The sequence below is a fragment of the Exiguobacterium sp. J17977 genome, from assembly GCF_018616375.1.
Lineage (GTDB): Bacteria > Bacillota > Bacilli > Exiguobacteriales > Exiguobacteriaceae > Exiguobacterium > Exiguobacterium mexicanum.
In genome coordinates this window covers 106,721-130,805 of sequence record NZ_JAEQBB010000007.1, presented here as the reverse complement: position 1 = coordinate 130,805, position 24,085 = coordinate 106,721, and the positions used below count along the sequence as shown (strand labels likewise).

Here is a 24,085-nt window from a genome sequence, read left to right as displayed (position 1 = left end):
CACTTTTATTACGACGAAGGGGTGGGAAACCTTATATGGCTTCCCACCCCTTTATATTTCAACATTTTTTCACTTTTCTTTTCTCGAAACATTGTTGTAACAATAGATGAAAATAGGAAATTATTGACCTTATATTAAAAAAGTATAATCCAGTTATTTTTCTAAGTCTACCCATTCCCAAAAAACGTAAAAAGGGCCTGTTTAGTCTCCAGCTTTGGGCGAGAAGGCTAAACGGGCCAATTGTTCGTTGGTGTGGAGACAAGGGGTCTCACACTTTGAATGATACATAAGGACTGTTAATCAGGCGTTAACGTTTGATTACAGTTTGAGCGCCCCGAGGATGACGAACACCCAGGCTGCGATAAACAAGACGCCACCAATCGGTGTGACCGCTCCGAGCTTCGTGATTCCGGTCAGCGCCATCACGTACAGGCTGCCCGAGAAGAAGAGGATGCCGGCGAACATGAGCCAACCTGCCGTGCTGAACTGGCTGATGCTCACTTTCATCAAGATGCTCGCCAAAGCGATAATCCCGATGGCATGAATCATATGGTAGAGCACGCCTGTCTGCCAGTTCGCGAGCATGTTCGGTGTCAGACGTTCTTTCAAGGCGTGGGCCCCGAACGCACCGAACGCGACGCCGAGTGCCATCAAGGCAGCGCCGATGATGAGCAATACTTTCATACTAGTTTCCCCCTTATCGCACTTTGCGTGCAGGTAAATTCCACTTTCGATAGTAGGATATCACTCGAAGCGTCGCCACGACAATTAATAGCGCATACACCGCAAGCCCACCTTCGAGCCGGAAATAATACGTGACGACCGCGATGATGATGGCCCAAATCGCATACACTTCCGATTGTAAGACGAGCGGCTTGCGACCGGCCAACAAATCACGGACGACCCCGCCACCGACACCCGTCAAGACGGCAGCCGCAATCGCTGCCGATAATGGTAAATCGAGCTTGATGGCGACTTGTGCGCCTTGAAATGCGAAGGCGACGAGCCCGATGGCATCGACGATGACGCCCCAGCGTTCCCAATGGGGCAAGACGACGCTCGGCAGCAGGAAGATGAGCAACGCGACAAGAAAACAAAGGATGAAGAGATCGTTTTGTTGCCAAATCAAGCTGACGGGGTTGCCGAGCAAGACGTTTCGGATTGCTCCGCCGCCGAAGGCTGTCGTAAAGGCGAGCAGCCATACCCCAAAAATATCGTATTTCTCGTCCATCGCGATGATGGCGCCGCTCGCCGCGAACGCGATTGTCCCGACGACGTTAAGTAATTCCCACTCCATAAACATCCCTTGCCCTTTCTTGAAAGCATTCTGTGGTAAAGTTAAGGTACAAAAAATCAGACCAGTCGAGCGACTGCTTGTAAAGGATGTCGGTACTTTATGAAACGAATCGCCTTGTTCCGCATATGGATTATCGTCACAATGTTCGCCCGATTCATCATTAAAATTTACGCCTTCTCACGCAAACAGCAGCAAGGTCTCGCCTCGACCGAGGAATACGAGACGCTCATGTTGAATCTCGCCCGCGAGTATAAGCGGAACGCGCTCCGACTCGAAGGACTGTTAATCAAGCTCGGTCAATTCCTATCGATTCGAGCCGACTTGTTGCCGACTTCCGTCTTGAACGAGTTGTCAGAGCTTGTCGACCGCGTCCCGACTTCGGGATGGGACAAATCTCGTGCCATCTTGGAGGCGGAATGGGGCGTCCCGTACACACAAATCGTAAAAGATGTCGGCATCGATGCCGTCGCCTCCGCCTCAATCGGCGAAGTATACGGTGCAACCCTGCTTGAAAACGGGAAGCGCGTCGCTCTGAAAATCCAGCGTCCGGATATCGAAAAAATCATTCGGACCGACTTCAAAGCGATGCGAATCGTGACGACGATGCTCAAGCGGACCTCACTGGCAAAATCGACCGACTTAGATAGCTTATATCGCCAAATGATTTTTGTCATCGGGGATGAATTGAATTTCCAAACCGAATTGAAGAACGCCCTCTATTTCAAAGCGAAGTATGCCGAAAATCCGGACGTCTACATACCGGACTATTACGACCATCTTTGTTCGAACCGGGTGTTGACGATGGATTGGGTCGATGCCCGCCGCATCACCGACCTCGCGTTCTTAAAAGAGAATAACATCGATCGCTCTGCCCTCGCGGAACGCCTGTTCACGATGGCAGCCGAACAGCTACTGTTCGGAGGGAAGTTCCACGCCGATCCGCACCCGGGGAACGTACAAATCCGGGCCGATGGCACCATCATCCTGCTCGACTTCGGGATGGTCGGCTCGACGACACCGCAAGACATGGCGACCATCCGTAAAATCCTGCAGGCGTTCATCTCACTCGACTATGACGGGGTCGTCGACGGCCTCGAAGACTTGCGCTTCTTGTTGCCGACGGCGAACAAACACAACATCCGTCAGGCGCTCGAGAAAGCGGTCACGTTCTATTTAGAGACCGACATCGATACGGTCGACACGAAGTTGATTGAAAAAGTGTTGCAAGACATCCAGTTGCTCGTCAAGAACGAGCCGATTCAATTACCGGCCGAGTTCGCGTTCTTCGGTCGGGCCGCCTCGACGTTGCTCGGGATTTTACAAATCCTCGACTCGAAAATCGATTTATTCACGCTCGGCAAACCGATTGTCATCCAATGGCTCGAGGCCGATGGCACGACGATTCAAAACCGTTACGTCATGACAGCGCTCAATTACGGCAAGAAGTTGCTGAACGTCCCGCCGCTCCTCGACAACTATTTGAAAGAACCGACCCGTAAACGTCTGTCCGAACAGGCGATGTTCCAACGTGAACTCGAATCGAAAGAACTGCTCCATCGGCAGACGTTCAACGCCGGCCTGATTATCCTCGGCTTGATTGTCGGATTGCTCGGCTATCTCCGACCGGATGAATGGTTGTTCTGGTCGGGTGGCGTCGTCTCCGTATTGGCATATTTCAACTCAAGACGCCTCGGTCGAAAGATTCGTCATTTGGCCCGCCAAGATTTCCGCGTCTGAACCCGTCACTCTCTGGAGCGGCGGTTTTTTTCTGGAGCCACGTCCCGATATAAGCAGCGACTTGCTGTAAATCTCGGTCGGTCGTCCATCCCATCGTCGAGACTTGGAGACAGTTCGCGCGCCGCAAATAAACGCTCTCATACTGAACTTGATAGCCATAGAATCCTAGCTGACGACCAAGCTCCACCGAAGATAAGATAGCTGGTAACGTGAATGAAAAAATGCCCGGGGATTGGTCGTCCCTCAGTTCAACCGGTACACCGTGGCGTACAAGTTCTCGCACAAACACATCCAGTTTTGATTGATGGGTTGCAATCTCCTCGTCTGTCAGCTCGCGCAATGCGACGTCCATCGCTTGAATGAGCGGGACCGATTGGGTGAACGCGATTGGGTCGTACCCTGCCAAATCCAAATAACGTGGAATCGACGGATTCGGTACGGCTCGCTCTCGCATCGCGACGAAAGCTAGACCCGGCGCATTTCGAAGCGCCTTCCCCGAGACGAACGTCACGAAATGTGCGAACGAATAATCGGTCGTCGTTGTCCCGACTGCACTGATGGCATCAATCGCAATCTTCGTTGGATATGTTTGCGCGTACTGACGCAACTGGTCAACATCGACCAGCTTGCCTGTCGACGTCTCGCAATGAACCGTCCAAATCCAAGCGGGTGCATGCTGTTCAATTTGCTTTAAGTCAAGACGCCCGCTCGACAGTGGGACGACATCAAATTTAAGCCCGGCTCGATTGGCATGGTCAATCAGCCGCCGTCCGAACTCTCCTGTGTCGATGATCACGCCCCGTCCGGTCAACTGTGCGGCGATAGCATCGTTCGCAATCGTGCCGCTCCCGAGCAGTGTGTAAACATGAGGTAACTTGACAAGGTCACTCAGTCTCGACTGAACGGAATGCAACAAACGACTGGCTTCGGCCGACCGATGCGATACCGGTTGACTGCCCAAAGCAGCGCGCACTTGTGGTGACAGTTCGACGGGGCCGGCCAATAGGAGTTTCGGATGTAACGTCCGCGCGGTCTCCGACTGCATAAATGCGGAGCGGGTCAACTGCATCGGCACGTATAATGCCTCCGCCGTCCCGACCGGTTGTGCGAACGGGATGAACCCGAACCGCCGATACAACTTCTGTTCACGCACGGTGCCACTGATGACAACCCCTTCGACGCCCCGCTCTGTTGCTTCCAGGAGCATCGCTCGCATGAGTCCGGCAAATGTTCTCGTATTCCGGTAAGCGGGCGTCACGGCCAAGAGCCGGACTTCAATCCATTCTCCCGGCGGCAGCGTCACGCCTTTTTGTTCGAGCGAGAACGGATGCTCGTTCCGGATGGCACACATGGCGACGAGCTGCCGATCCGCCAATCCAACCCAATATGTATTCGTGTCATGAAAGCGGTCGACGAGAAGCCGTTCCGCGTTCGGATGGTGTTGCGGGATCTCTTCGACGAACGTCTCATAGTTCAGTCGGTGAATCGCCAGGGCATCTCCCGGCGTCGCTCTTCGAAATTCAAGCACGTTGGTTCCCCCTTATGTGGTGATACACGATAAGTAGCATCGTCAAACTGGCCAATCCGACATCTGTTGCGTCCCCCCACGCCGCAAGCGGCAGGAGCACGAGCATGACGAGCCCCGTCTCGCGCGAGTTACCCGTCAGTTTGATGAGAAGCAGCAACAGCAGCAGTCCCCCGATAAACCAGAGCGGGCTGTACGCTAATATAATTCCAGAAAACACGGCATACCCCTTCCCCCCGGAGCGAATATGCCAAATCGGATAAATGTGACCGAGTGTCAAGGCGAGCCCAGTCTCAAAAAAGTATGGACCGCCCATCGACAACACGAGTACCGTCTTCAAGACATCGAATCCGTAAACGAACAAGAAAGCTTGCTTCCCGCCCATCCGCAGCGCATTGCGGGCACCGGTGTTTCCCGATCCGGTCGTTGCCAAGTGTTGTCCACTCCACATGCCGTATAAGCGCCCGCCCAGAATGCTACCGACGACATAGCCCAAGATGATGACCCACATAGCGACCCCTCCCTTTGTAAAATTGTGTATGATTTTTGAAAACGGGTACCTTCTTAATGTGCACCTAGACGAAAGGGGAAATCAAGATGCGAGTGGAGAACAATTTCATCAATGGAGAATGGATTGATACATCGGACACGATTGAGGTGCGCAACCCTGCCACCGGAAACATCATGGCCACGGTGACAAAGAGCGACACGGCCGAAGCAAAGCAGGCTGTCGATGCCGCGCACGACGCCTTGAAGGATTGGCAAGAGAAGACGGCCGAAGAGCGCGGCTCCCTCCTGCTCGAATGGAACCGCCTGATCGATGAACATACGGAAGCCATCGCCCGGACGATGGTCGAAGAGCAAGGCAAGCCGCTACAAGAAGCCATCGGCGAGGTCCGCTATGCGAACGGCTTCATCGAATGGTATGCCGCCGAGGGAAGACGCGTGTATGGCGAGACCATCCCGGCCTCGTCAAGCAAGAAACGCATCTTCGCCATTAAACAACCGGTCGGCGTCGTCGCTGCCATCACCCCATGGAATTTTCCGGCCGCGATGATCACCCGGAAGCTCGCACCGGCTCTGGCCGCGGGCTGCACCGTCGTCCTGAAACCGGCATCGGCGACACCACTGACGGCCATCGAACTCGTCAAGCTGGCGGAGAAAGCCGGTTTCCCACCCGGTGTCATCAATCTCGTCACCGGGAAAGCGTCTGACATCGTGAATGCGTGGCAACACGATCCTCGTGTCCGCAAGCTGACGTTCACCGGTTCGACCGAGGTCGGCAAGACGCTCATGCGCGGTGCCGCCGATACGATGAAGAAAATCTCACTCGAGCTCGGCGGTCACGCCCCGCTCATCGTCACGGCACAGGCAGACCTCGACAAGGCTGTGCCTCAGGCTGTCGCCACGAAATTCCGTAACGGGGGACAGACGTGCGTCTGCGCCAACCGGATATATGTCGAGCAATCCATCGTCGATGCGTTCTCTGAGAAATTCATTGAAGCTGTCACGGCGCTCGAGGTCGGGAACGGACTCGATGAAGGGACGGATATCGGCCCGCTCATCGACGAGGCCGCGGTCGAGAAAGTGATGAAACACTTAGAAGACGCCCAAATCCGCGGCGGGGAAATCACGGGTGGCGAACAGCTCGACGGATTGTTCGTCCGACCGGCCGTCGTCCGCTATGCGAATGAGGATATGCTATGTATGAACGAGGAGACGTTCGGCCCAGTCGCCCCGATTGCGTCGTTCGATACGCTTGAGGAAGTGATTGAGCGGGCGAACGCGACCCCGTTCGGTCTCGCCGCCTATGTGTTCACGCAAGACATCAATGAGGCCCTCTATTTGGCCGAAGCGCTCGAATATGGCATCGTCGGCGTCAATGACGGTCTCCCGTCAACACCGCAAGCCCCGTTCGGCGGATGGAAGCAGAGCGGTCTCGGTCGCGAAGGCGGCCACCACGGCATCGAAGAGTTTTTAGAAGTAAAATACATCTCGCTCGGGCTCTAAAAAAATCCCGGTTGAACCATAAAGGTTCACCGGGATTTTTCATGATTCGATATACGTGATCAAGTCGTTCGGCGTCGCAATCACATGATCCGCGAGCGCCCACTCGTCGTCGTTGCCGAAGCCAAAACCGGTCAAGACGACCGGGAAGTCATGGGCCCGCGCCGCTTCGACGTCCGATTTCCGGTCCCCGACCATGACGTAGTCGTTCTCTCCGTGACGGAGACGATGTGCCGTCAAAATGTCGGCTTTCTTCTCGCCGCTCACGGATTCGAGGCATTCCGGCGCCGTCATGAACTGGCGAATGTTTTGTGAATCGAGCATCAAGTTCAAGTAATGGACGCCGCAGTTGCTCGCCGTCGTCAATGTATGTCCTTTTGTATGGAGTGTCTCGAGCATCTCGTAGATGCCATCGAACAAGACGTGCTGCCCTTCCATCGCCCGCTCGAGCGTCTCATGGCGCAGCTTGCGGATTTGGCGAATCTCTTCAATCGTCGCTTCCGGGATGACATGTTCCCAGAACGCGTTGCCGGCCAACCCGTAACCGGAACGGACCGCATCCTCACTCGGTTTCGGTAAATGTGGAAGTTGCTCCAACGCCTCGTGAATCGCTTGCGTCATCGGCCCGGTCGTGTCGACGAGCGTCCCATCGATATCAAATAAAATGACTGCCATTGTCTGGTCCCCTCTCTCTTTCCTATGTCCCTACCGTAGCAGAATCCCCTGAAAACCGAAAGCGGAAACGTCACTAGGCATAAAGTCTGGTGCTTACAAGTGGTCCTATCTTTTTTTACGTATTCTAAAAAAAAGGGAAATGGAACAATTACATTTGTTTTTTATAGTGAGGACTGTAGTGATTACATATGCAGGAGGAAGACAAATGAACAACCAAAAATGGATGATTGGGACGCTCGCTCTAGGCTTGATGGCAGGCGCGGTCGTCAGTGGAAGTGGGATTCAACAAGAGGCTGGCGCGAACGCCAAACATAACCAGAAGCAAGTGAAAAATGTGATTTTTATGATTCCGGACGGATACTCCGCATCGTACGCCACCAACTATCGATGGTATGCAGACGAAGAAGAGACCACACTCGATCAACATTTGACCGGGATGATGCGGACGTATTCCGCGAACTCGAAAGTGACCGATTCGGCGGCAGCCGGGACGGCGATGGCGACCGGCGTGAAGACGAACAACGGCACAATCAGCATGGACCCGAACGGCAAGGAGCTGACATCAGTGCTCGAAAAAGCGAATCAGACCGGAAAAGCGACCGGACTCGTCGCTACGTCAACCATCACCCATGCGACACCGGCCGTTTTCGCCTCACACGTCGCGTCGCGCGCGAGCGAGGCCGAAATTGCCAAACAATATATGGATGAGCTCGAGGTGGACGTCTTGCTCGGTGGCGGTCAAAACTATTTCACTACTGAACAAGACGGCGGCTTGCAAAAAGAAGATTTGATTGCTCGAGCGAAGGCAGCTGGGTATACGTATGCAACGAATGCAGACGAGCTTGAAACCGCGAACGCTTCGAAGTTGCTCGGTCTGTTCGCACCAGAGGCGATGGCACCAGAACTTGACCGTGAGATGACCGAGGAGCCGAGCCTTGCCGAGATGACCACGGCCGCTTTAACCTCACTCAACCAAGACAAAGATGGCTTCTTCCTAATGGTCGAAGGCAGTCAAATCGACTGGGCCGGTCATGCCCACGATGCCGCTTGGGCGATGAAAGATTCTGAAGCGTTCCATGACGCTTTCCAAGAAGCCATCCAATTCGCCATGAAGGACAAACAGACACTTGTCGTCGTCGCAGGCGATCACGATACGGGAGGCATGTCGGTCGGCGGCTATAATGAGTACGTGGCCAAACCAGAAGTGCTTCGTTCGGTCACGGCGACGGGCGATTTCATGGTCGATTCGTTTGATGAGTCGCTGACGAATGTTCGGGACGTCGTCGAACGATATACGTCACTCACGCTGACGGAAGCAGAAGTGAAAGCAATCCAAGCGGCCGAACCGTCGAAACGTGCGCTCGTACTGAATGAAATCATTAGCAAACGCGCTTACGTTGGTTGGACGACATCACAACACACGGGTGTGGACGTCCCACTGTATGCCTATGGTCCTCAGCACGATCGCTTCACTGGCGTTCTGGATAACACGGACGTGCCGAAGCAAATTATGCAGGCTCTTAAACTGAAATGATGTAGATGCGTACCAAAAAAACAGCTCTAGTTGAACACATTGTTCAGCTAGAGCTGTTCTCATGATTCACGCCAGAAATTCATACCGCCTTTGACCGAATAGACGTCCGTATAACCTGCACTCTTCAACATGGCAGCGGCTCGTTGGCTTCGCATCCCGCTCTGACAGATGACATAGACCGGACGTTGTTTATCTTTCGGATACTGCGCGCTCGCATTGCCGAATCCTGACAAAGGCACGTTCTTCGCTTGTTTGATATGTCCGCCCTTGTATTCATGCGGTTCCCGCACGTCGAGCAATTGAATGTTCCGCTCTTCGGCAATCTTTCGTTTCAACTCATCCGTCGAGACTGTTTTCGTGCCGTTCCGCTTCGTCCACCAAAAATAAATCAATCCGATCACGACTGCGACAAACAAGAAATCAAGCATAATCACGCCTCCGTTAGCTTTAGTTTAACTAACCTCATTATACCCCCTATGGTATATAAGTCAACGCGGACGTCTCACAAAAAAAAGCTGTGCCTCGGGGGCACAGCTTAAAAGTCGAGCAATGAATCGGTTTTGGGTTTGTCCTCTTCTTCAAGTGGGATTCCGAGGAACGCCGCCATTTGACGATCGAGCGGCGGCTTCGACTCGGTCGGTTGGGCAACGGGAGCCATGGCAGGCTGTATCGGTGCCGAATCGGCGAGCAGTAGCTCGCAATACCCCATCAGTTTGGCCAAATGGCGCTTCTGGGTCTCTCCGCTCGACTGTTCGATTTGCGTCATCACTTGCTTCATCTGCAGGATGACCTGTTGTTCCGTAATCATATCTCGCACACATCCTTTACCGTTCCATTCTGAGGCAAACGAGGGGCTGGCCGCAAGTCCGATGCTCGTTTTAGACGTGAGTCTCCGAGCGCGTCGTGAGCCATGTCTGGAACGCTTCAAAATCAAACCGGACTTGATTGGCGTAAAATTGAGACCACCTCGTGATTTGACGGATGAATAGCGGTCGCGACACGCCGATGGCTGCCGCGATGCGTTCACTCGCCTCATAATCGAGCACGTTCGCATCGGCGTCCGCCCGGGCATGGATTTTGGCGGTAATTTCCGCCTGCACTTTCAACGTCTCGATGAGCGATTCCTCATTCTTGATGTGCTTCGCCTTCACTTTCCGCTTGTACGGTGACCGTTGGCGGACGTAATACTCATTCCCGTCAATCGTCAAATAGCCGAGATACGGGTCACGACTATGGACCATGGCGCGTTGGGCCGCGATGACGCGGGCCCCTTGATGGGACAATCCGTCCTCGAACAATGGGTGCGTCGGTAGGAAGAGCGACGGGACGGCCGATTGGGCTTGTTTCATCTCGAGGATGAGGTCCTCATCGTGCTCGGCGTCCGCGCCTTCAATCAAAATATAATAGCGTTCGAGTCCGATTGAGGCGGTGCCGCTCTCGCGCTTGATGGCGATATCTTTAATCTCGTAATGGTCGGCGTGGTGGTGATGCTTCTCCGATAACGACGACAGATAATCCGGCCACGCCTGCTTGATTTGTTTCGCCGTCTTCGGACTGACCGGAACGAGGTCGTCGCTCGTTGCAAAATAGCGCTCCTCGTCCCGCACTTCCGTCCGCTCGGCCATGAACGCGTCTTTCTTCTTCTCTGCCTTCTTAATCACTTTCTTGATGGCTTTGCACGTGTTCGCTTTCGTGAACTGGACGTCCTCGTCTTTCCCGTTCGCGTAGCGCTCGATTGCGCGTGCATACGTGTCGGCATACGTCTCGATGGCCCCGGTCGCGTCAAAACCTGACTCAGCGGCAAACAAGTCGACCGAGATGGCCATGCGCAGCACATCAAACAAATACGAGCCGAGATACGCCTCATCAAAATCGTTCACATCGTAAATGATCGTCCCGGCGCCATCCTCGAACACACCAAAATTCTCAAAATGGAGATCGCCTTGAATGAACGTCGGATGGGACGCATCCGTATCGAACGCGAGTGGCACTTTCGCGAAATCATAATAGAACAAGTGCGAACTCCCGCGGAAGAACGAGAACGGCGTCGCGCTCATCTTGTTATACTTCTCATCTCTGGCGGCTTCCGATAGATTCCGAATCGATTTGTCGTAATAATCCAAGACGGTCGCGAGCGTCTCACGACGGATTTGTTGTTTGACGGATGTGAACATGGCCTTCTCCCCTTCACGCATCAAATAAGTGCTTGTACTCTCCATATCCTGCAGACTCAAGTTCTTCTTTTGGAATGAAACGGAGCGCTGCCGAGTTGATGCAGTAGCGCAAGCCGCCGAGTTCTTTCGGACCGTCATCGAACAAGTGGCCGAGGTGGCTGTCGGCTCGTTTCGAGCGGACCTCGGTACGGACCATATGGTGCGTCGTGTCCATGTTCATGTCGATGCGCTTCTCCTCGATCGGACGGGCGAAACTCGGCCATCCGCAGTTGGATTGGAATTTATCACGAGACGTGAAGAGCGGCGTGCCATCGATGACATCGACGTACAACCCTTCCCGTTCCTCATCCCAATATTCGTTCTGGAACGGAGGCTCGGTACCGTTCTCTTGCGTGACTTTATATTGCATCGGCGTCAGCCGATCTTTCAATTCTTTCTGGAGCTTCTTGTCACTCCACGCCTCTTTCACGAATTTGGCTCGGCCAGAACCGACACGGTACATCTCGTAGCGGAACGGGTTCTTCTTGTAATAGTCTTGATGGTAATCTTCCGCTTCCCAGAACGTCTTGGCCGGACGGATCTCGACTTCGATCGGTCGATCGAAGCGACCTGAGTCCTCGATTTCTTGTTTCGACCGTTCGGCCGCGACGCGCTGTTCTTCTGAATGATAGAAGATGGCCGGTCGATACGACTCACCCCGGTCGTTGAACTGTCCGCCGCCATCGGTCGGGTCGATTTGACGCCAGTAGATGCGCAACAATTCCTCGTATGAGATCACGTCCGGGTCGAACGTGACCTCGATCGCCTCTAGGTGACCGGTCGTCTCCGAACAGACTTGTTGGTACGTCGGGTTGTCGACATGTCCGCCCGTATAGCCGGAAATGACACGCTCGACCCCCTCGTATTTATGAAACGGTTTGACCATGCACCAAAAACAGCCTCCCGCGAATGTAGCTTTTGCCATAATAAATCCCTCCTTACTATGTAGTGTACCCAAAAATTCTCACCGACAACAAAAAACGAGAACCGCAAACGTGTTCTCGTTAGTCTTCTTCGACTCGATTCATGTGGCGCATCACTAAAAATAAGATCACACCGACGATGGCCGCCCCGAGAACAGTCAACGCCAGGTTGCCTCGAGCCGATAATGTATAAAAGATGGCTAATCCGATCAAGATGAGCGCGATCGGAATGAAGGCTCGTTTGAAATGATCCCAATACCGCACGGACAGTCCCCCTTTTTCTCTATCATACCAAACTTATTTGCTAATATAGAGTGGAAGATGATGTTCCAATTTATAAGGAGGCACCTCATATGGAAGTTGAACAATTATGGGCCAATCGCCCGACACTGATGTGGGAAGACCGAATGAACGAGGGTGATGACGTGTATACCGTCGAGATTATCTTTGCCGTCGATGCCGCACTCCGACGGTACGTGACAGCCCTGACACGGGCAGACGGGACGGAAGCAACCGTGTTAGCGGCCGTCCGCGACGTCGTGTTACGCTTGAACGAGATTGACGAAGAGCACGACCATTTCATCGAGACGGTCGAGCGTGAGGACTTGTACGACTTCATTCAAGCCGGTGCCGTTCTAGCCGGTTATGAGACGACAGAAGACGTGACGGAAGAATGGCGCGAATGGTGAACACATTCCTCCCATTCCTCTGGCGTCAATATGGTTTGAATGTGCTAAACTGAAACTAATTATTTCCATCTCGTAGGGGGAAACATCCATGCTTACCATCATCAACTCGTTCTTTCTCGATCTCTGCATTTTATTCACCCTATTCACAATCTCATTTCTCCCGTTCCGAAACCGTCCACGTCTGACGCCCCGGTCTCCGCTGAAGGCCAGAGTTTTGCTCGGAGTCCAAACCGGTATTGTCGCCTTAGTTTTATTGGCCAACGCCCTTCACCTTGAAAGTTTCTTGATTGATTTACGTGCCATCCCCATCTCCCTCGCCGTCCTGTTCGGCGGCTGGGTGAGTGGTACGGTCGCCGCCGTCATTTTCTTGATTGGCCGTTTCTTTATGGTGACCGACGGCGTGTACATCGGCTTCTATTTGGCTGTCCTCTCGATGATTGGACTCGTTCTTCCCATCAGCCTGTTGCGCCTCAAACTGGATAACACCCGGACGACACTGCTCGTCTTTATGACAGTCAGTGTCATCGACTTTGGCATCGTGACGTATTACGCTTTGCCGCTCACAGTGTTCTATCCTGTTTTCTTAACGTATACCGTCATGGCATACGGTGGCGGCTGTGCGTCTTATCGCCTGTTGCATGAGTTGCGTCGTCACTTTGAGAACGTCCAGCACCAGCAACAGCTCGCTCGAACGGACGCATTGACCGGGATCGCCAACCGGCGCTTGTTGAACGAGGCGATGGCCAACTTGAACGTCGAGGCGAAAGAGTACGCACTCATTCTCGTCGATATCGATCACTTCAAGCGCGTGAATGACACGTACGGCCATGACGTCGGCGACGACGTCCTACGTGAGCTCGGTATGTTGCTCGTCGCCGAGAGCGAAGAGCGTCATCTCGTCGGCCGCTTCGGTGGAGAAGAATTTTTAATCATCATGCCGAACGCCAAGAAAGAAGAAGTGAGCTGTCTGGCCGAATCTATACGAGAAAAAGTCTCGACGTTCCCGTTCGAGACGAGCGCCGGGACGTTACATATCACGGTCTCGCTCGGCGCCTGCCATTCGAACGACATCGAAGTCGACAGCGTGTTGAAGCATGCTGACGAAGCGTTATACCACGCTAAGGAATCTGGTCGAAATCGCTTCATCTTAGCATCGTAATCGGCGTAACGTTCGCAAAAGATTGCGGTTTTCCACAGTTTTCCCGCTTTACTTTCAACTAGTGAATCGGTACACTAGGCTAGACTTTGATTCGATGATTCTTACAGTTGATCATAGATTTGGACAGAAAAAGGGGAAACACATTTCATGACAGTATTGTTATCACTATTCGGTTTGATGTTCGTGGGATCGTTCATCCTCGACTATCAACGTGGCAAGACGTTCCGCCAGTCGCTCTTCGGGGGAGTCGACACGATGAAACGGAACTTGTTAATCTTTTTACGCACGTCACTCTCGATGACGATTTTCATCGGCCCGCTCTTGCTCATCTCCATGTTTGCCTTCTCGGAGCTCGTCTCGTTCGAGACCGTCGCTGCGTTCATGATTTCCGTGCTCAGTATCGGTTTCGCGGAACGCATCATCGGGATGATCGTCGCACCGCTCGTGCGGACGTTTTGGCATCAGCGTGGCAAATTGATGCCGCTCTATCTCGACGCCGGCCTCTACATCTTCTTGCTGTCGATTCTCATCCTTGAGTTCTTGATGAACATTCCAGGTGTTGAACTCGGCGCAGTAGCCATCGCTGTCTTTTATGCGTTCGCGCTCTTCTATATCCGCTACTTGTTCAGCTTGCTTCGCTTCACGCTTCGTAAAGGTGTGACGTCAAGCTGACGATTGACCGCAGCCCGAACCGGTTGCGGGTTTTTTATATCATTTTCTAATTGACAATGAGAATCGTTATCATCTATACTCAAGATGTAGCTCCCAAAAGCTTGACGTAAGCGTTCCCCAAACCATTACGTCACGTGGATTCCCCTCCACGACACTCTTTTTGAAAGCAATGCGACAACCCCCATTTGTTGCACCCAAATTTGCCATTAAGAAAACGAGCGGCTCTCCGACGGAGCCGCTCGTTTTTTCATGCGAAAATATCTTGCTCGATTTGTTTCAATCCATAGAAGACACCGCGGGACCGCATCAGTTCATCATACGTCCCCGTCTCCACGACGCGACCGTTTTCCATGACAATGATGTGATCGAAGCGCTCGAGCCCAATCAGGCGATGGCTGACCATGACGAGTGTCGATGACTCGGCACGGCGGAAGACTTCGGCGAACACGTCCGCCTCGGTCCGTGCATCGAGGGCCGACGTCGCTTCATCGAGAATCCAGAGCACCCCATTCTTCAAGAGCGCCCGGGCGATGGCGAGCCGTTGCCGTTCCCCGCCCGACAAGTTCGCCCCTTTCTCGAGGACAGGTTCGTCGAGCGAGAAGCCGAGCCGGACGCTCGCGAGCGCCGCTTCCATGTCAGCGTCGGTGAACTCTCCGGCGAGCGCCAAGTTCTCCCGTATCGTCCCGAAGAAGAAATGATTCTCTTGAAGGACGACGCTGGCTTCACGCCAGACCGATGCTTGGGTCACATCGTCCAACCGCTGTCCATTCAATCGGATCTCACCGGCATCGGGTCTGACGAACGCGAGCAATAGTTGCAGGAGCGTCGATTTCCCCGAGCCGCTCGGCCCGACGATGACCGTCTTCGTCCCGCTTCGTAACGTCACATCCACGTCGCTCAGGATGTCGCGGTACGTATCCGGGTAGCGATAGGTCACGCGCTCGAACGATACGTCCGGAGCGGATTCAAGTACCATGTCCGTGCGGGCGGTCTCGGCCGCGACGATCGCTTCACTCGGCTCGACGACTTCGAGCAATCGGTCGGCCGCTTGTTTGCTGTCGGCAAAGTGGCCTGGGAAGACCGCCATCGGTGTCACGTTCTCAAACGCGGTGAGCGACATCATGACGAGCATGGCCAAAAACAGGCCGTTCAACTCGCCGTCGACGACGAGATACGCCCCGATGGCAAGGACGCCCCACGAGACGAGCAAAGACGCCGCCACGACGAGTGACGAGTTGAAGAACTGGTTCGTCACATCCCGCTTCTGGGCTTCGGCGTAACGGTCACTCTGTTCAAGCAACTCGCCGCGCGTCCGTCCGAGTTGATGATGGAGCAACAAATCGCGATAGCCGTACATCATCTCCGTCATCCCGCTCGACAGGTCACCCCGTAAAGCACGCAGCTCGCGGTCGTGCTTGGCACGGATTCGGGCGAAAAACGCCGGAAACAAAAAGCCGGTCACGAACACACCGAACAAAATCCAGAGACTGACCCACATCGAGAAGTATGTGACGAAGAAAATCGTGCTCAAGAAGACGAGCACCAAGATGATCGGCGGATAGAATACGCGTAAAAAGTAGTTTTGCAAGCTCTCGACGTCACCGACGACGCGAGCAAGCAAATCTCCGCTCCGATACTTGGCAAAGATGCTCGGTACGAGCGGTTCGAGCTGGCGATAAAACCGGACCCGCAACTCGCTTAAAATCGTGAACGTCGCCCGGTGCGAGGCGAGACGCTCTTGATAACGCGCGCTCGCCCGAATCACACCGAACAACTTAATCAAGACGACAGGCACCATGAGCGCGTAGAGCGGCGGCACGAGGCCGGCACGTGAGACGAGGTAACCGCTCGCCGCGAACAAGGCGACGGCCGCGATACCGGCCACGTACCCAAAGAAAATCGAGAGGATGATATCCTTCTTCTCGCGCATCATCCATTTCGTGATCGTCCAAAGTGAGTTCATCCTCTCACCCCTTTCTGTAGCGTGAACAAGTCAGCGTATTGCGGAACGCTGAGCAATTCGTCATGCGTGCCTTGAGCGAGGAGCTTCCCATCGTCCATGAACCAAATCGCGTCCGCCTGCTTAATCGTATGCAAGCGATGCGCGACCGTGACGAGTGTCGCCTCGCGTGACAACTCCTCAATCGAGCGTCGAACGATTTGCTCGGTCACTAAATCGAGCCCTGTCGTCGGCTCATCGAACAAGATGATGCCGGGACGTTTCAAGAAGGCGCGGGCCAAGGCGAGCCGTTGCCGTTCGCCTCCGGACAAGCCATAACCACCTTCACCGAGCTCGGTATGAATGCCGTTCGGCAATTGCGCGATGACATCGTTCAGTCCGGCTGCATTCGCGGCTTCAAGGATTTTTATCTCGTCGGCTGTTTCCCCGAGGGCGATATTATCAGCGACGGTACCGGCGAACAAATACGGATTTTGTGAGATGTACCCGATTGTGTCATACCATGACGAATCGGTGTATGTCTCGAGTGGTTCTCCGTCGACGAGGACACGTCCACTATCCGGTTTGACGAGTCCGGACAACACGTTCAAAACGGTCGTCTTGCCGGATCCACTCGCCCCGACGAGCGCCACGTGGGCGCCGGCGGGAATCACACCGTTCAATGGGTCCAGCGTGAAGCGTCCACCTTCATAGGCGAACGAGACGGCGTCGAGCTCGAGGTCGGGTGTCCGGCTCGTCAACGTCCGGTCGCCCCAAGTCAAACGTTCATCCGGTGCGTCGAGCGCTTCGAAAATACGATCGGCCGCCCCCATGCTGCCGCGTCCGGTGTGGAACGCACCTCCGAGGTCTTTAATCGCCAAATAGTATTCCGGGGCCAAGACGAGAATCAAAAAGCCAGAGAAGAACGTCAAGTTCTCCCAGACGACCATTTGGAGCGCCACTTCGAGGGCGACGACGCCCGTGCTGAGCATCGAAATGAACTCGAGCATGAGACCCGACAGGAACGCCGTCTTCAAGACGACCATCGTCGCGTCGCGGAAGTCGAGACTGCTCTTTTCAATCGCTTGCGCCTCGCGCTCGGTCCGACCGTATAGTTTAAGCGTCGTCAATCCTTGCAACACGTCCAAGAATTTTCCGGAAAACTGATTCATTTTCTCCATCTGCTGTTCTGACTTCTTCTGGGTCGCAATCCCGATGATGATGAAGAAAATCGGGATGAACGGAGCCGTCACCATCATGATGACGCCCGAAATCCAATGTTGGCTGAAGACGACGACGAGAATGAGTAGCGGAATAATCGACGTTTGAATGACTTGTGGCCAATATTGACTGAAGTAGGCATCGACCTCGTCGACCGCGTCCATGAACACGCTCACCTTTTTACCGGATTGACCGGATAGTGACGTCTCAATCGGGTTCGACGTATAGCGGTCGAGCAATTGCAATCGGAGCGACCGCTTCGCTTTCTCCGACAGACTCGCTCCGATCCGCCCCGACATATAGCCGAAACCCGCTCGTGTGATGAGCGCGAGGATAAGCCAGCCGAGCGTTGGAACGATGCTTTCAAACGATGCATCTTTTAAAAAGACTTGATCGACAATGTCGACAATCAAATAAGCTTGAGCCAAAATCGATAACCCAATCATCACGGCCGCGATGACGAGTCCGACGATATGGCGTTTTTCTGCTAAAGCGAGAGCTTGCAGTCGTTTCACTGCGTTCATCCTTTCTATTAGTAAGGAAACTTTTCTTTGTGAGGATTCTCACTAATTATACCTGATGCACCCTTTCAAGGCGAACGCTTCGCTTAGCTAGACATGCAAAAAACGCCACGTTCCATACGCGGCGCCATCAAAGCGATTGTTCGAAATATTCAGGATGCCCGATGATCAATTGACGCGCATCGAATTGGAGCACGTCTTCTTTTCGCAAGCGCGATAAGATGTGCGACACGGTCTCTCGTGACGTGCCCGACAACCGCGAAATCTCCACCGTCGTGAAGGGGCAACGGACACGGACGCCCATCGCTTCCGGCTCCCCTAGGTCTTCAATCAAGTAATGAATCGTATTGAGCACCCGGTCGGTCGCATTCGGTGTGATGATGTCCTGGACACGGCGCTCGTGCAAGTCGAGAATCCGATTCATCTGTCCGACGATATGGAGCAACATCGAGGCGTTCCGCGAGACGAGCTGTTCGAAACGATCGGTCGGCATGTAGATGACCTCGATATCGGTCAACGCCTCGGCTGAATGTTGATAATACGGTTCCGTCATCAAACCGCGATACGGGAACAGTTGCTTCGGCTTCAAATAGTCCGCATATTGGTGGGTCGCCGTCTCGTTGCAACGCTCGAGCTTCACATACCCGCTAATCAAGAAATAGACCCGTTCCCGAGGGTCACCTTCCATGAACAAGAGCTGACCTTTCCGATACACGCGGCAATACACATGCGGCAACAGCGCCTCGAGCTCTCGTGTGGCACATTTAGCGAACACATCAAGCTGTCTCAACTCGTCTACCGTCCATTTTGGTTTCATGTCGCATCCTCCAATCCGTCTTGCCTCTCTTTTTAGTATAAAACACCCCTTTGTGAAAACGCTTACAAAATCCGACGATTTTCTGACAAAAAAAGAAGGGCATGATTGCCCCTCTCCGTCACAACAAATTATTCAGTCGAGCATCAATTCCATGATCGCGTCTTGCAGGTCGCGATCGAGTTCGAGCGCGTGTAAATCGAACAGCCATGCCTCAAGCCGTGTCTTCGCGGCGGCTGAGCGGTACAACCGATCTTTCAAATCGTATGAGATCTCGGCACGGTCCAAGAAACGATACAGCCGATCAAGACGATGGTCGTTCGCCGTCACGTCGACCGGGAGCTCGACGGTCAGCTCGTCCGTGATTGGACCGAGCTCAAGGCGTAGCGTCTGTGTCTCCCGTTTATATTCGCCGGATCCCGTCACTCCTCGAAGGAGCAGTGTGACGTTCCGTTCATCCGGCAACACCGACCGATCCCCCGTCACCTGGATATGAAGGCTTCGTTCCTCCCAATCGAGTGTGAACGTCGTCTCGGCGTAGGCTCCTGTCTCATAGTCGCGGTCCGTCCCATTGTCTTCGTAGAGCGTGAACGTGTTCGAGGCGCCCGGGAAGATGAGCACTTCCAAATCGGCCGGATTGTCGGTGTCGTTTCGACCCGAATGATGCGGTGCCATCGGGATGATGGCACCCGCTTTAGCGAACACCGCCTGCTCCTCGAGCCCGCGGAACACGCGCACCGATTTGTCCCCGCTGTAGCGATGACCCGTGAAAAAGTCGAACCAGTCGCCTTTCGGTAGCCAGATGTTCGTCGCCGCCACGTGTAGCTGTCGGTTCATCGGTTCGACAATCGGGGACACGATGAGTTCACTTCCGAAGTAATACTCATTCGGCACCTCATATGCCGCGTCTTCATCTGGATGCTCATAGTACATCGGTAAGATGAGCGGCAAGGCACTAGCATGGTTGCGCCAGTTCATCGTATAGATGTATGGAATCAACTGATGACGCAGACGTAGGAACGTCTTCATCGACCGCTCCGCCTCGAGGCCGAAGCGCCACGGTTCCTTGCCGTTGAACGTACTGAACGTCGAGTGCAACCGCATGATTGGGCTGAAGACACCGAAGGCGACCCAGCGTGCGGCCAGCTCGTCATCTTTCGAGCCACGATAATGACCGCCGATGTCATGGCTCCACCAGCCATAACCGATATTAGTCGCCGTCGCTGTAAAGTACGGTTGGAACGCCAGTGACGCCCACGAAATCAATGTGTCCCCCGAGAATCCGATTGGATAGCGATGACTGCCCGGCCCCGCATAACGGGAGAAGATGAGCGGACGATTGCCATCCCGGGCGATGTCGGCCGCGTGATAGTGATTCAACATCCAGAGCGGATCGAGCCCCTCCATTTTAGAGGTCGAGCCTTGCTGCCAGTCAATCCACCAAAAATCGACGCCGTCGACTTCATGCGGATGATGCATCTGCTCAAAATACGCTTGAATGAAACGTTTATCGGAGAAGTCGAACGGGATGCGGTCGCCGTGAGATGGATCGAGTCCCATCGCTTCCGCCATCGCCGCGTATTGATCTTCGAACGCCCGTACGCCGTCGGCTGGATGCAAGTTTAACGTGACGAGCAACGCTTCGTCCTTCAGCCACGTCAAGAAGCCTTTCGGGTCCGGAAAGAGGTTCTTATTCCACGAATAGCCCGTCCATCCGCTCCCGTATTCTTCCGGGATATCGGTGACATGCCAATCCATGTCGATGACACTGACCGAGAACGGGATGTCTTCTGTCTTGAAACGGCGCATGAGCTCTTTATATTCCGTCTCATCATAACGCCAATAGCGGCTCCACCAGTTGCCGAGTGCTTTTCGCGGCAACAGCGGCGTTGGCCCCGTCAATTGGTAGAAGTCTCGAAGCGCCCGTTTATACTCGTGTCCGTAACCGAAGTAATACAAGTCATGAATGCCTTTGCGTCGCGGTTCGACGAAACGGTCTTCCGTCATGATAAATGAGTTCGAATCATCGATGACAGCGTAGCCTTGCTTTGAGGCGATGCCTTCCTCGAGCTCAATCGCCCCGTCGACATGGTCGAGCGTCCGGGCCGTCCCTTTCAACGTCCGTTCTGGTCCGTTGAACGTGTAGCGGCTATAGTATGTGCTGAAATTCCCTTTCACATCGACGTAGAGCGTGTTCGGTGCGAACGGTCCTTTCGTGTAATAGAGGTGGACGTGCTCCGTAATGATTTGCAATTCCGTCTCATCTTCGATGACGCGATACTCTGGAACTTCGAACGACCGATTAAACACGACTTGGGTCGGCCGGTCCTCGAACATCCCATCCTCTGCATATTCCATCCGAATCAGTTGGCTCGTCAATACCGTGAAGCGGTAACAGCTCCCTTGAACGATTGCCCGATCATCTGCCTGCGGTTTCATTTGTTGCGTATAGACGTTCTCCTCTTCAAATAGACGCATAAGCTCGAGCGTTTCCGCTCTTCGTCACTTCCCTTCTAGATAGTGCAAACGTTTACACTAATGATGATAACAATGTCTAAATCGACATACAACATCCCTTCCCCATGTCGGACCATAAAAAACGATGTGCAGCCAATTCATTAAAAAAACCGCAGACGCGGCCATCTGCGGCTTCGTGCTTATTGTTGGAGCGTCGCGGCGAGCCGGACACGCGTCCCGACCTCGCCTCGGACCGCCGCCAGCGCTTGCTCAAGCGACGTGATGACGGCGACCCGGTCGTTGCCGGATTCGGCGAATTGAAGAGCGGCCCGAACTTTTGGTAACATGCTGCCCGGTGCGAACTGCCCCTCGGCGATATACGTCTCGAGCTGTTCTTTCGTCGTCTCCTCGAGCGCCCGGGCCGACGGGGTCCCGAAATCGACGAACACGTGCTCGACGGCCGTCAAGATGAGGAGCATGTCGGCGTCGACGAGATCGGCGAGTTTCGCCGCGGCGAAATCTTTATCGATGACCGCCTCGACACCGACGTAGCCTTCTGGTGTATCGATGACGGGAATCCCGCCGCCGCCAGCGGCGACGACGATGTGCTCATGGGCGACAAGGTCTCGGATGACCGCGTGCTCGAGAATCGCGACCGGAAACGGACTCGGTACGACGCGGCGATAGCCGCGACCCGCGTCTTCTTTAAAGACGTAACCGGTCGTCCGTTCAATCTGTTGCGCCTCGGTCTCCGAATAGAACGGACCGATCGGTTTCGTCGGGTGACTGAAGGCGCTATCGTTCGGGTCGACGACCGACCGCGTGACGATCGGTGCGACCGAGCGTTCCAGACCACGTGCTCTCAGTGCTTTCGTGAGGGCGTTCTCGAACCAATAGCCGATCATCCCTTGTGTCATCGCCCCGCAGACGTCGAGTGGCAAGGCCGGTGTCGCCGGACTGTCCGATGCGACCTGTTGCAACATCAAATTTCCGACTTGTGGCCCGTTCCCATGGGTGATGATGACCTCAATGCCTTCGGCGACAAGCGCGGCCAGTGATTCAGCCGTCGCCTCGACGGCTCGAATTTGAGCCTCGGCCGTCGCATCTTTTCCTTGTTGAATCGCATTTCCACCTAGTGCGATGACTACTCGTTTATTCCGCATATTGGTTTCCCCCGATCAAAAGACTGAGATATTTCCTGAGACGATGCGCACCACGGCCAAGATGGCAAGCACCGTCAAGATTCCGGCCACAATCCATTCCGTCTTCGTCAACGTCTTGATGCCGTTCTCACGTTGCGCTTTGATATAGAGTAGCGTCCCTGGTGCGTACAGCAAGGTCGTCAAGAGCAAATAGTCGATTCCGGCCGCATAGATGAGCCAAATGCCGTAAATCGAGGCGACGGCCCCGATGATGAGGTCGCGGGTCCGGCGTTCACCGGCGTTGTAGCCGATGCCGTTCTTCGCGACTTTGACTTGATAGAAGGCCGAAAAGACGTACGGAATCAAGATAGCGCTCGAGGCGAGCGAGAAGGCGAAATTATACGCCGCATCCGAGAACAGGAACGTGAAGAGGAACAATTGAATCAACCCGTTCGTGAGCCAGAGCGCGTTGGCCGGCGCGCTGTTTTGATTCTCTTTCGTGAACCATTTCGGGAACACGCCATCTTTCCCCGCCACGAATGGAATCTCGGCGGCGAGTAACGTCCACCCGAGCCACGCCCCGAGGACAGAGATGACGAGACCGCCGTTGATGAGCATCGCGCCCCACGGTCCGACCGCAGATTCGAGCAAGTACGCCATCGCCGGTTGCGAGGCGTTCGCCACGTTCTCTGGATTCATGAGACCGAGCGACATGACCGAGATGAGCAGATAGATGACGAGTGTCCCGAGCAACCCGATGACCGTCGCTTTCCCGACGTCCGAGCGTTTGCGAGCCCGTCCGGACAAGACGACCGCCCCTTCGACACCGATGAACACCCATAGTGTGACGAGCATCGTCGAGACGACCTGGTCTCTCACACTACCCCATGAGAAACCACCCTGACCCCAGAAATCGAACGTGAAATTATCGAGGTTGAAGAAGAATAAGGTGATGGTGATGAAAGCAAAAATCGGTACGAGTTTCGCAATCGTCGTGATGATGTTGATCATGGATGCTTCATGAATGCCTCGTAAAATGAGCGAATGGACGAGCCACAGCATAATCGAGGCGCCGATGATGGAGGCGATGTTTTGACCACCTTCGAAGATTGGGAAGAAATAACCGACCGAACTGAACAGCAGCGTCGCATAGGCGACGTTACCGAGCCATGCGGAGAGCCAGTAGCCCCACGCCGAGTTGAACCCCATGAACTGACCGAAGCCGGCCCGGGCGTAACTGTACACCCCGCCGTCGAGGTCGGGGCGACGCATCGTCAAATTTTGAAAACTGAGACCAAGTGCGATAATCCCGATTCCGGTGATGACCCACCCGATTAAAATCGCCCCCGCGTTCGCGCCTTGGGCCAAGTCGGCCGCCAAGTTGAAGGCGCCACCGCCAATCATCGAACCGACGACGAGTGCCGTCAACGCCCCGAGCCCTAATCGTCGATCCTTTTTCTCCGGTTGTACGCCAGCCGTTCCACTTGAGTCATGCGCTATTTTCGTAGACATTGAACTCATCCCTTTCGTTTAGTACGAACCGGAGGGGAATTCCCCTCC

General features: G+C 54.2%; 22 protein-coding genes. 6 read left to right on the top strand and 16 right to left on the bottom strand.

All coding sequences use genetic code 11. The features are described from left to right. Positions 1-318: 318 nt before the first annotated feature. Positions 319-684: a DUF423 domain-containing protein gene (locus KNO58_RS12785; protein ID WP_214754463.1), complete on the bottom strand. Its 366-nt coding sequence runs from the start codon at positions 682-684 to the stop codon at positions 319-321. Positions 685-697: 13 nt separating this feature from the next. Continuing rightward, the gene (locus tag KNO58_RS12780; protein WP_128123600.1) at positions 698-1,303 is read right to left on the bottom strand and encodes a trimeric intracellular cation channel family protein; all 606 of its coding nucleotides are present in this window, start codon (positions 1,301-1,303) and stop codon (positions 698-700) included. 93 nt (positions 1,304-1,396) lie between these two features. Between KNO58_RS12780 and KNO58_RS12775 the strand changes: the two genes are divergently transcribed. After that, entirely contained in the window at positions 1,397-3,034 is a 1,638-nt protein-coding gene (locus KNO58_RS12775) for an ABC1 kinase family protein (RefSeq protein WP_214754461.1), read from the top strand. Here the strand turns inward: KNO58_RS12775 and KNO58_RS12770 are convergent. Further along, positions 2,973-4,562: a GNAT family N-acetyltransferase gene (locus KNO58_RS12770; protein ID WP_214754459.1), complete on the bottom strand. Its 1,590-nt coding sequence runs from the start codon at positions 4,560-4,562 to the stop codon at positions 2,973-2,975. The genes KNO58_RS12775 and KNO58_RS12770 overlap by 62 nt on opposite strands. Further along, a complete protein-coding gene (locus KNO58_RS12765; RefSeq protein ID WP_214754457.1) occupies positions 4,555-5,070 on the bottom strand; it encodes a glycerol-3-phosphate acyltransferase in 516 nt (171 codons plus the stop codon). The genes KNO58_RS12770 and KNO58_RS12765 overlap by 8 nt, the downstream gene beginning before the upstream one ends. Positions 5,071-5,156: 86 nt before the next feature. On the opposite strand from KNO58_RS12765, the gene KNO58_RS12760 reads away from it, so the two are divergent. Beyond that, the gene (locus tag KNO58_RS12760) at positions 5,157-6,569 is read left to right on the top strand and encodes an NAD-dependent succinate-semialdehyde dehydrogenase (RefSeq protein ID WP_214754455.1); all 1,413 of its coding nucleotides are present in this window, start codon (positions 5,157-5,159) and stop codon (positions 6,567-6,569) included. A 39-nt stretch (positions 6,570-6,608) separates the two neighbouring features. Here KNO58_RS12760 and KNO58_RS12755 read toward each other — a convergent pair whose 3' ends face one another. Continuing rightward, positions 6,609-7,241: an HAD family hydrolase gene (locus KNO58_RS12755; protein WP_214754453.1), complete on the bottom strand. Its 633-nt coding sequence runs from the start codon at positions 7,239-7,241 to the stop codon at positions 6,609-6,611. 205 nt (positions 7,242-7,446) lie between these two features. Between KNO58_RS12755 and KNO58_RS12750 the strand changes: the two genes are divergently transcribed. Continuing rightward, the gene (locus tag KNO58_RS12750) at positions 7,447-8,775 is read left to right on the top strand and encodes an alkaline phosphatase (protein WP_251026242.1); all 1,329 of its coding nucleotides are present in this window, start codon (positions 7,447-7,449) and stop codon (positions 8,773-8,775) included. Positions 8,776-8,834: 59 nt separating this feature from the next. Here KNO58_RS12750 and KNO58_RS12745 read toward each other — a convergent pair whose 3' ends face one another. From KNO58_RS12745 to KNO58_RS12725, 5 genes are all read right to left on the bottom strand, one after another. After that, entirely contained in the window at positions 8,835-9,203 is a 369-nt protein-coding gene (locus KNO58_RS12745; RefSeq protein WP_214754452.1) for a rhodanese-like domain-containing protein, read from the bottom strand. A 107-nt stretch (positions 9,204-9,310) separates the two neighbouring features. Next, the gene (locus KNO58_RS12740) at positions 9,311-9,583 is read right to left on the bottom strand and encodes a DUF5327 family protein (protein WP_214754450.1); all 273 of its coding nucleotides are present in this window, start codon (positions 9,581-9,583) and stop codon (positions 9,311-9,313) included. 70 nt (positions 9,584-9,653) lie between these two features. Continuing rightward, complete coding sequence (locus KNO58_RS12735) at positions 9,654-10,949, bottom strand: DUF2252 domain-containing protein (protein WP_214754448.1); 1,296 nt, start codon at positions 10,947-10,949, stop codon at positions 9,654-9,656. 13 nt (positions 10,950-10,962) lie between these two features. Continuing rightward, the gene (msrA, locus tag KNO58_RS12730; protein WP_214754446.1) at positions 10,963-11,913 is read right to left on the bottom strand and encodes a peptide-methionine (S)-S-oxide reductase MsrA; all 951 of its coding nucleotides are present in this window, start codon (positions 11,911-11,913) and stop codon (positions 10,963-10,965) included. 79 nt (positions 11,914-11,992) lie between these two features. Further along, positions 11,993-12,175 carry a hypothetical protein gene (locus KNO58_RS12725; protein ID WP_021065984.1) on the bottom strand — a complete coding sequence of 61 codons (183 nt, stop codon included), beginning with the start codon at positions 12,173-12,175 and terminating at the stop codon, positions 11,993-11,995. A gap of 89 nt (positions 12,176-12,264) precedes the next feature. On the opposite strand from KNO58_RS12725, the gene KNO58_RS12720 reads away from it, so the two are divergent. The 3 genes from KNO58_RS12720 (at position 12,265) to KNO58_RS12710 (ending at position 14,431) form a co-directional block, all read left to right on the top strand. Continuing rightward, the gene (locus KNO58_RS12720) at positions 12,265-12,600 is read left to right on the top strand and encodes a hypothetical protein (RefSeq protein ID WP_214754573.1); all 336 of its coding nucleotides are present in this window, start codon (positions 12,265-12,267) and stop codon (positions 12,598-12,600) included. 88 nt (positions 12,601-12,688) lie between these two features. After that, entirely contained in the window at positions 12,689-13,759 is a 1,071-nt protein-coding gene (locus KNO58_RS12715) for a diguanylate cyclase (protein WP_214754444.1), read from the top strand. 147 nt (positions 13,760-13,906) lie between these two features. Next, complete coding sequence (locus KNO58_RS12710; protein WP_214754442.1) at positions 13,907-14,431, top strand: hypothetical protein; 525 nt, start codon at positions 13,907-13,909, stop codon at positions 14,429-14,431. A 247-nt stretch (positions 14,432-14,678) separates the two neighbouring features. Here the strand turns inward: KNO58_RS12710 and cydC are convergent, their stop codons facing one another. The 6 genes from cydC to arcD all read right to left on the bottom strand — a co-directional run bounded on the left by cydC (position 14,679) and on the right by arcD (position 24,037). Continuing rightward, positions 14,679-16,394 carry a thiol reductant ABC exporter subunit CydC gene (cydC, locus tag KNO58_RS12705; RefSeq protein ID WP_214754440.1) on the bottom strand — a complete coding sequence of 572 codons (1,716 nt, stop codon included), beginning with the start codon at positions 16,392-16,394 and terminating at the stop codon, positions 14,679-14,681. After that, positions 16,391-18,115, bottom strand: a complete 1,725-nt coding sequence (gene cydD / locus KNO58_RS12700; protein WP_214754438.1) for a thiol reductant ABC exporter subunit CydD — start codon at positions 18,113-18,115, stop codon at positions 16,391-16,393. Before cydD ends, cydC begins: the two co-directional genes overlap by 4 nt. Positions 18,116-18,242: 127 nt before the next feature. Beyond that, positions 18,243-18,929 (bottom strand): Crp/Fnr family transcriptional regulator, encoded by a 687-nt coding sequence (locus KNO58_RS12695; protein ID WP_214754436.1) that lies wholly within the window; start codon positions 18,927-18,929, stop codon positions 18,243-18,245. A gap of 132 nt (positions 18,930-19,061) precedes the next feature. Further along, positions 19,062-21,404 (bottom strand): glycoside hydrolase family 31 protein, encoded by a 2,343-nt coding sequence (locus tag KNO58_RS12690; RefSeq protein WP_214754434.1) that lies wholly within the window; start codon positions 21,402-21,404, stop codon positions 19,062-19,064. A gap of 179 nt (positions 21,405-21,583) precedes the next feature. Then, positions 21,584-22,546 (bottom strand): carbamate kinase, encoded by a 963-nt coding sequence (gene arcC / locus KNO58_RS12685; protein WP_214754432.1) that lies wholly within the window; start codon positions 22,544-22,546, stop codon positions 21,584-21,586. A 15-nt stretch (positions 22,547-22,561) separates the two neighbouring features. After that, on the bottom strand, positions 22,562-24,037 hold the full coding sequence (arcD, locus tag KNO58_RS12680) for an arginine-ornithine antiporter (RefSeq protein ID WP_214754427.1): 1,476 nt from the start codon (positions 24,035-24,037) through the stop codon (positions 22,562-22,564). Positions 24,038-24,085: the final 48 nt, after the last annotated feature.

Coding starts and splice junctions, on each gene's coding strand:
- KNO58_RS12715 (WP_214754444.1), top strand. CDS start 12,689: ATGCTTACCATCATCAACTCGTTCTTTCTCGATCTCTGCATTTTATTC.
- KNO58_RS12740 (WP_214754450.1), bottom strand. CDS start 9,583: ATGATTACGGAACAACAGGTCATCCTGCAGATGAAGCAAGTGATGACG.
- arcD (WP_214754427.1), bottom strand. CDS start 24,037: ATGTCTACGAAAATAGCGCATGACTCAAGTGGAACGGCTGGCGTACAA.
- msrA (WP_214754446.1), bottom strand. CDS start 11,913: ATGGCAAAAGCTACATTCGCGGGAGGCTGTTTTTGGTGCATGGTCAAA.
- arcC (WP_214754432.1), bottom strand. CDS start 22,546: ATGCGGAATAAACGAGTAGTCATCGCACTAGGTGGAAATGCGATTCAA.
- KNO58_RS12745 (WP_214754452.1), bottom strand. CDS start 9,203: ATGCTTGATTTCTTGTTTGTCGCAGTCGTGATCGGATTGATTTATTTT.
- KNO58_RS12690 (WP_214754434.1), bottom strand. CDS start 21,404: ATGCGTCTATTTGAAGAGGAGAACGTCTATACGCAACAAATGAAACCG.
- KNO58_RS12755 (WP_214754453.1), bottom strand. CDS start 7,241: ATGGCAGTCATTTTATTTGATATCGATGGGACGCTCGTCGACACGACC.
- KNO58_RS12695 (WP_214754436.1), bottom strand. CDS start 18,929: ATGAAACCAAAATGGACGGTAGACGAGTTGAGACAGCTTGATGTGTTC.
- KNO58_RS12785 (WP_214754463.1), bottom strand. CDS start 684: ATGAAAGTATTGCTCATCATCGGCGCTGCCTTGATGGCACTCGGCGTC.
- KNO58_RS12765 (WP_214754457.1), bottom strand. CDS start 5,070: ATGTGGGTCATCATCTTGGGCTATGTCGTCGGTAGCATTCTGGGCGGG.
- cydC (WP_214754440.1), bottom strand. CDS start 16,394: ATGAACTCACTTTGGACGATCACGAAATGGATGATGCGCGAGAAGAAG.
- KNO58_RS12780 (WP_128123600.1), bottom strand. CDS start 1,303: ATGTTTATGGAGTGGGAATTACTTAACGTCGTCGGGACAATCGCGTTC.
- KNO58_RS12710 (WP_214754442.1), top strand. CDS start 13,907: ATGACAGTATTGTTATCACTATTCGGTTTGATGTTCGTGGGATCGTTC.
- KNO58_RS12720 (WP_214754573.1), top strand. CDS start 12,265: ATGGAAGTTGAACAATTATGGGCCAATCGCCCGACACTGATGTGGGAA.
- KNO58_RS12750 (WP_251026242.1), top strand. CDS start 7,447: ATGAACAACCAAAAATGGATGATTGGGACGCTCGCTCTAGGCTTGATG.
- cydD (WP_214754438.1), bottom strand. CDS start 18,115: ATGAACGCAGTGAAACGACTGCAAGCTCTCGCTTTAGCAGAAAAACGC.
- KNO58_RS12735 (WP_214754448.1), bottom strand. CDS start 10,949: ATGTTCACATCCGTCAAACAACAAATCCGTCGTGAGACGCTCGCGACC.
- KNO58_RS12775 (WP_214754461.1), top strand. CDS start 1,397: ATGAAACGAATCGCCTTGTTCCGCATATGGATTATCGTCACAATGTTC.
- KNO58_RS12760 (WP_214754455.1), top strand. CDS start 5,157: ATGCGAGTGGAGAACAATTTCATCAATGGAGAATGGATTGATACATCG.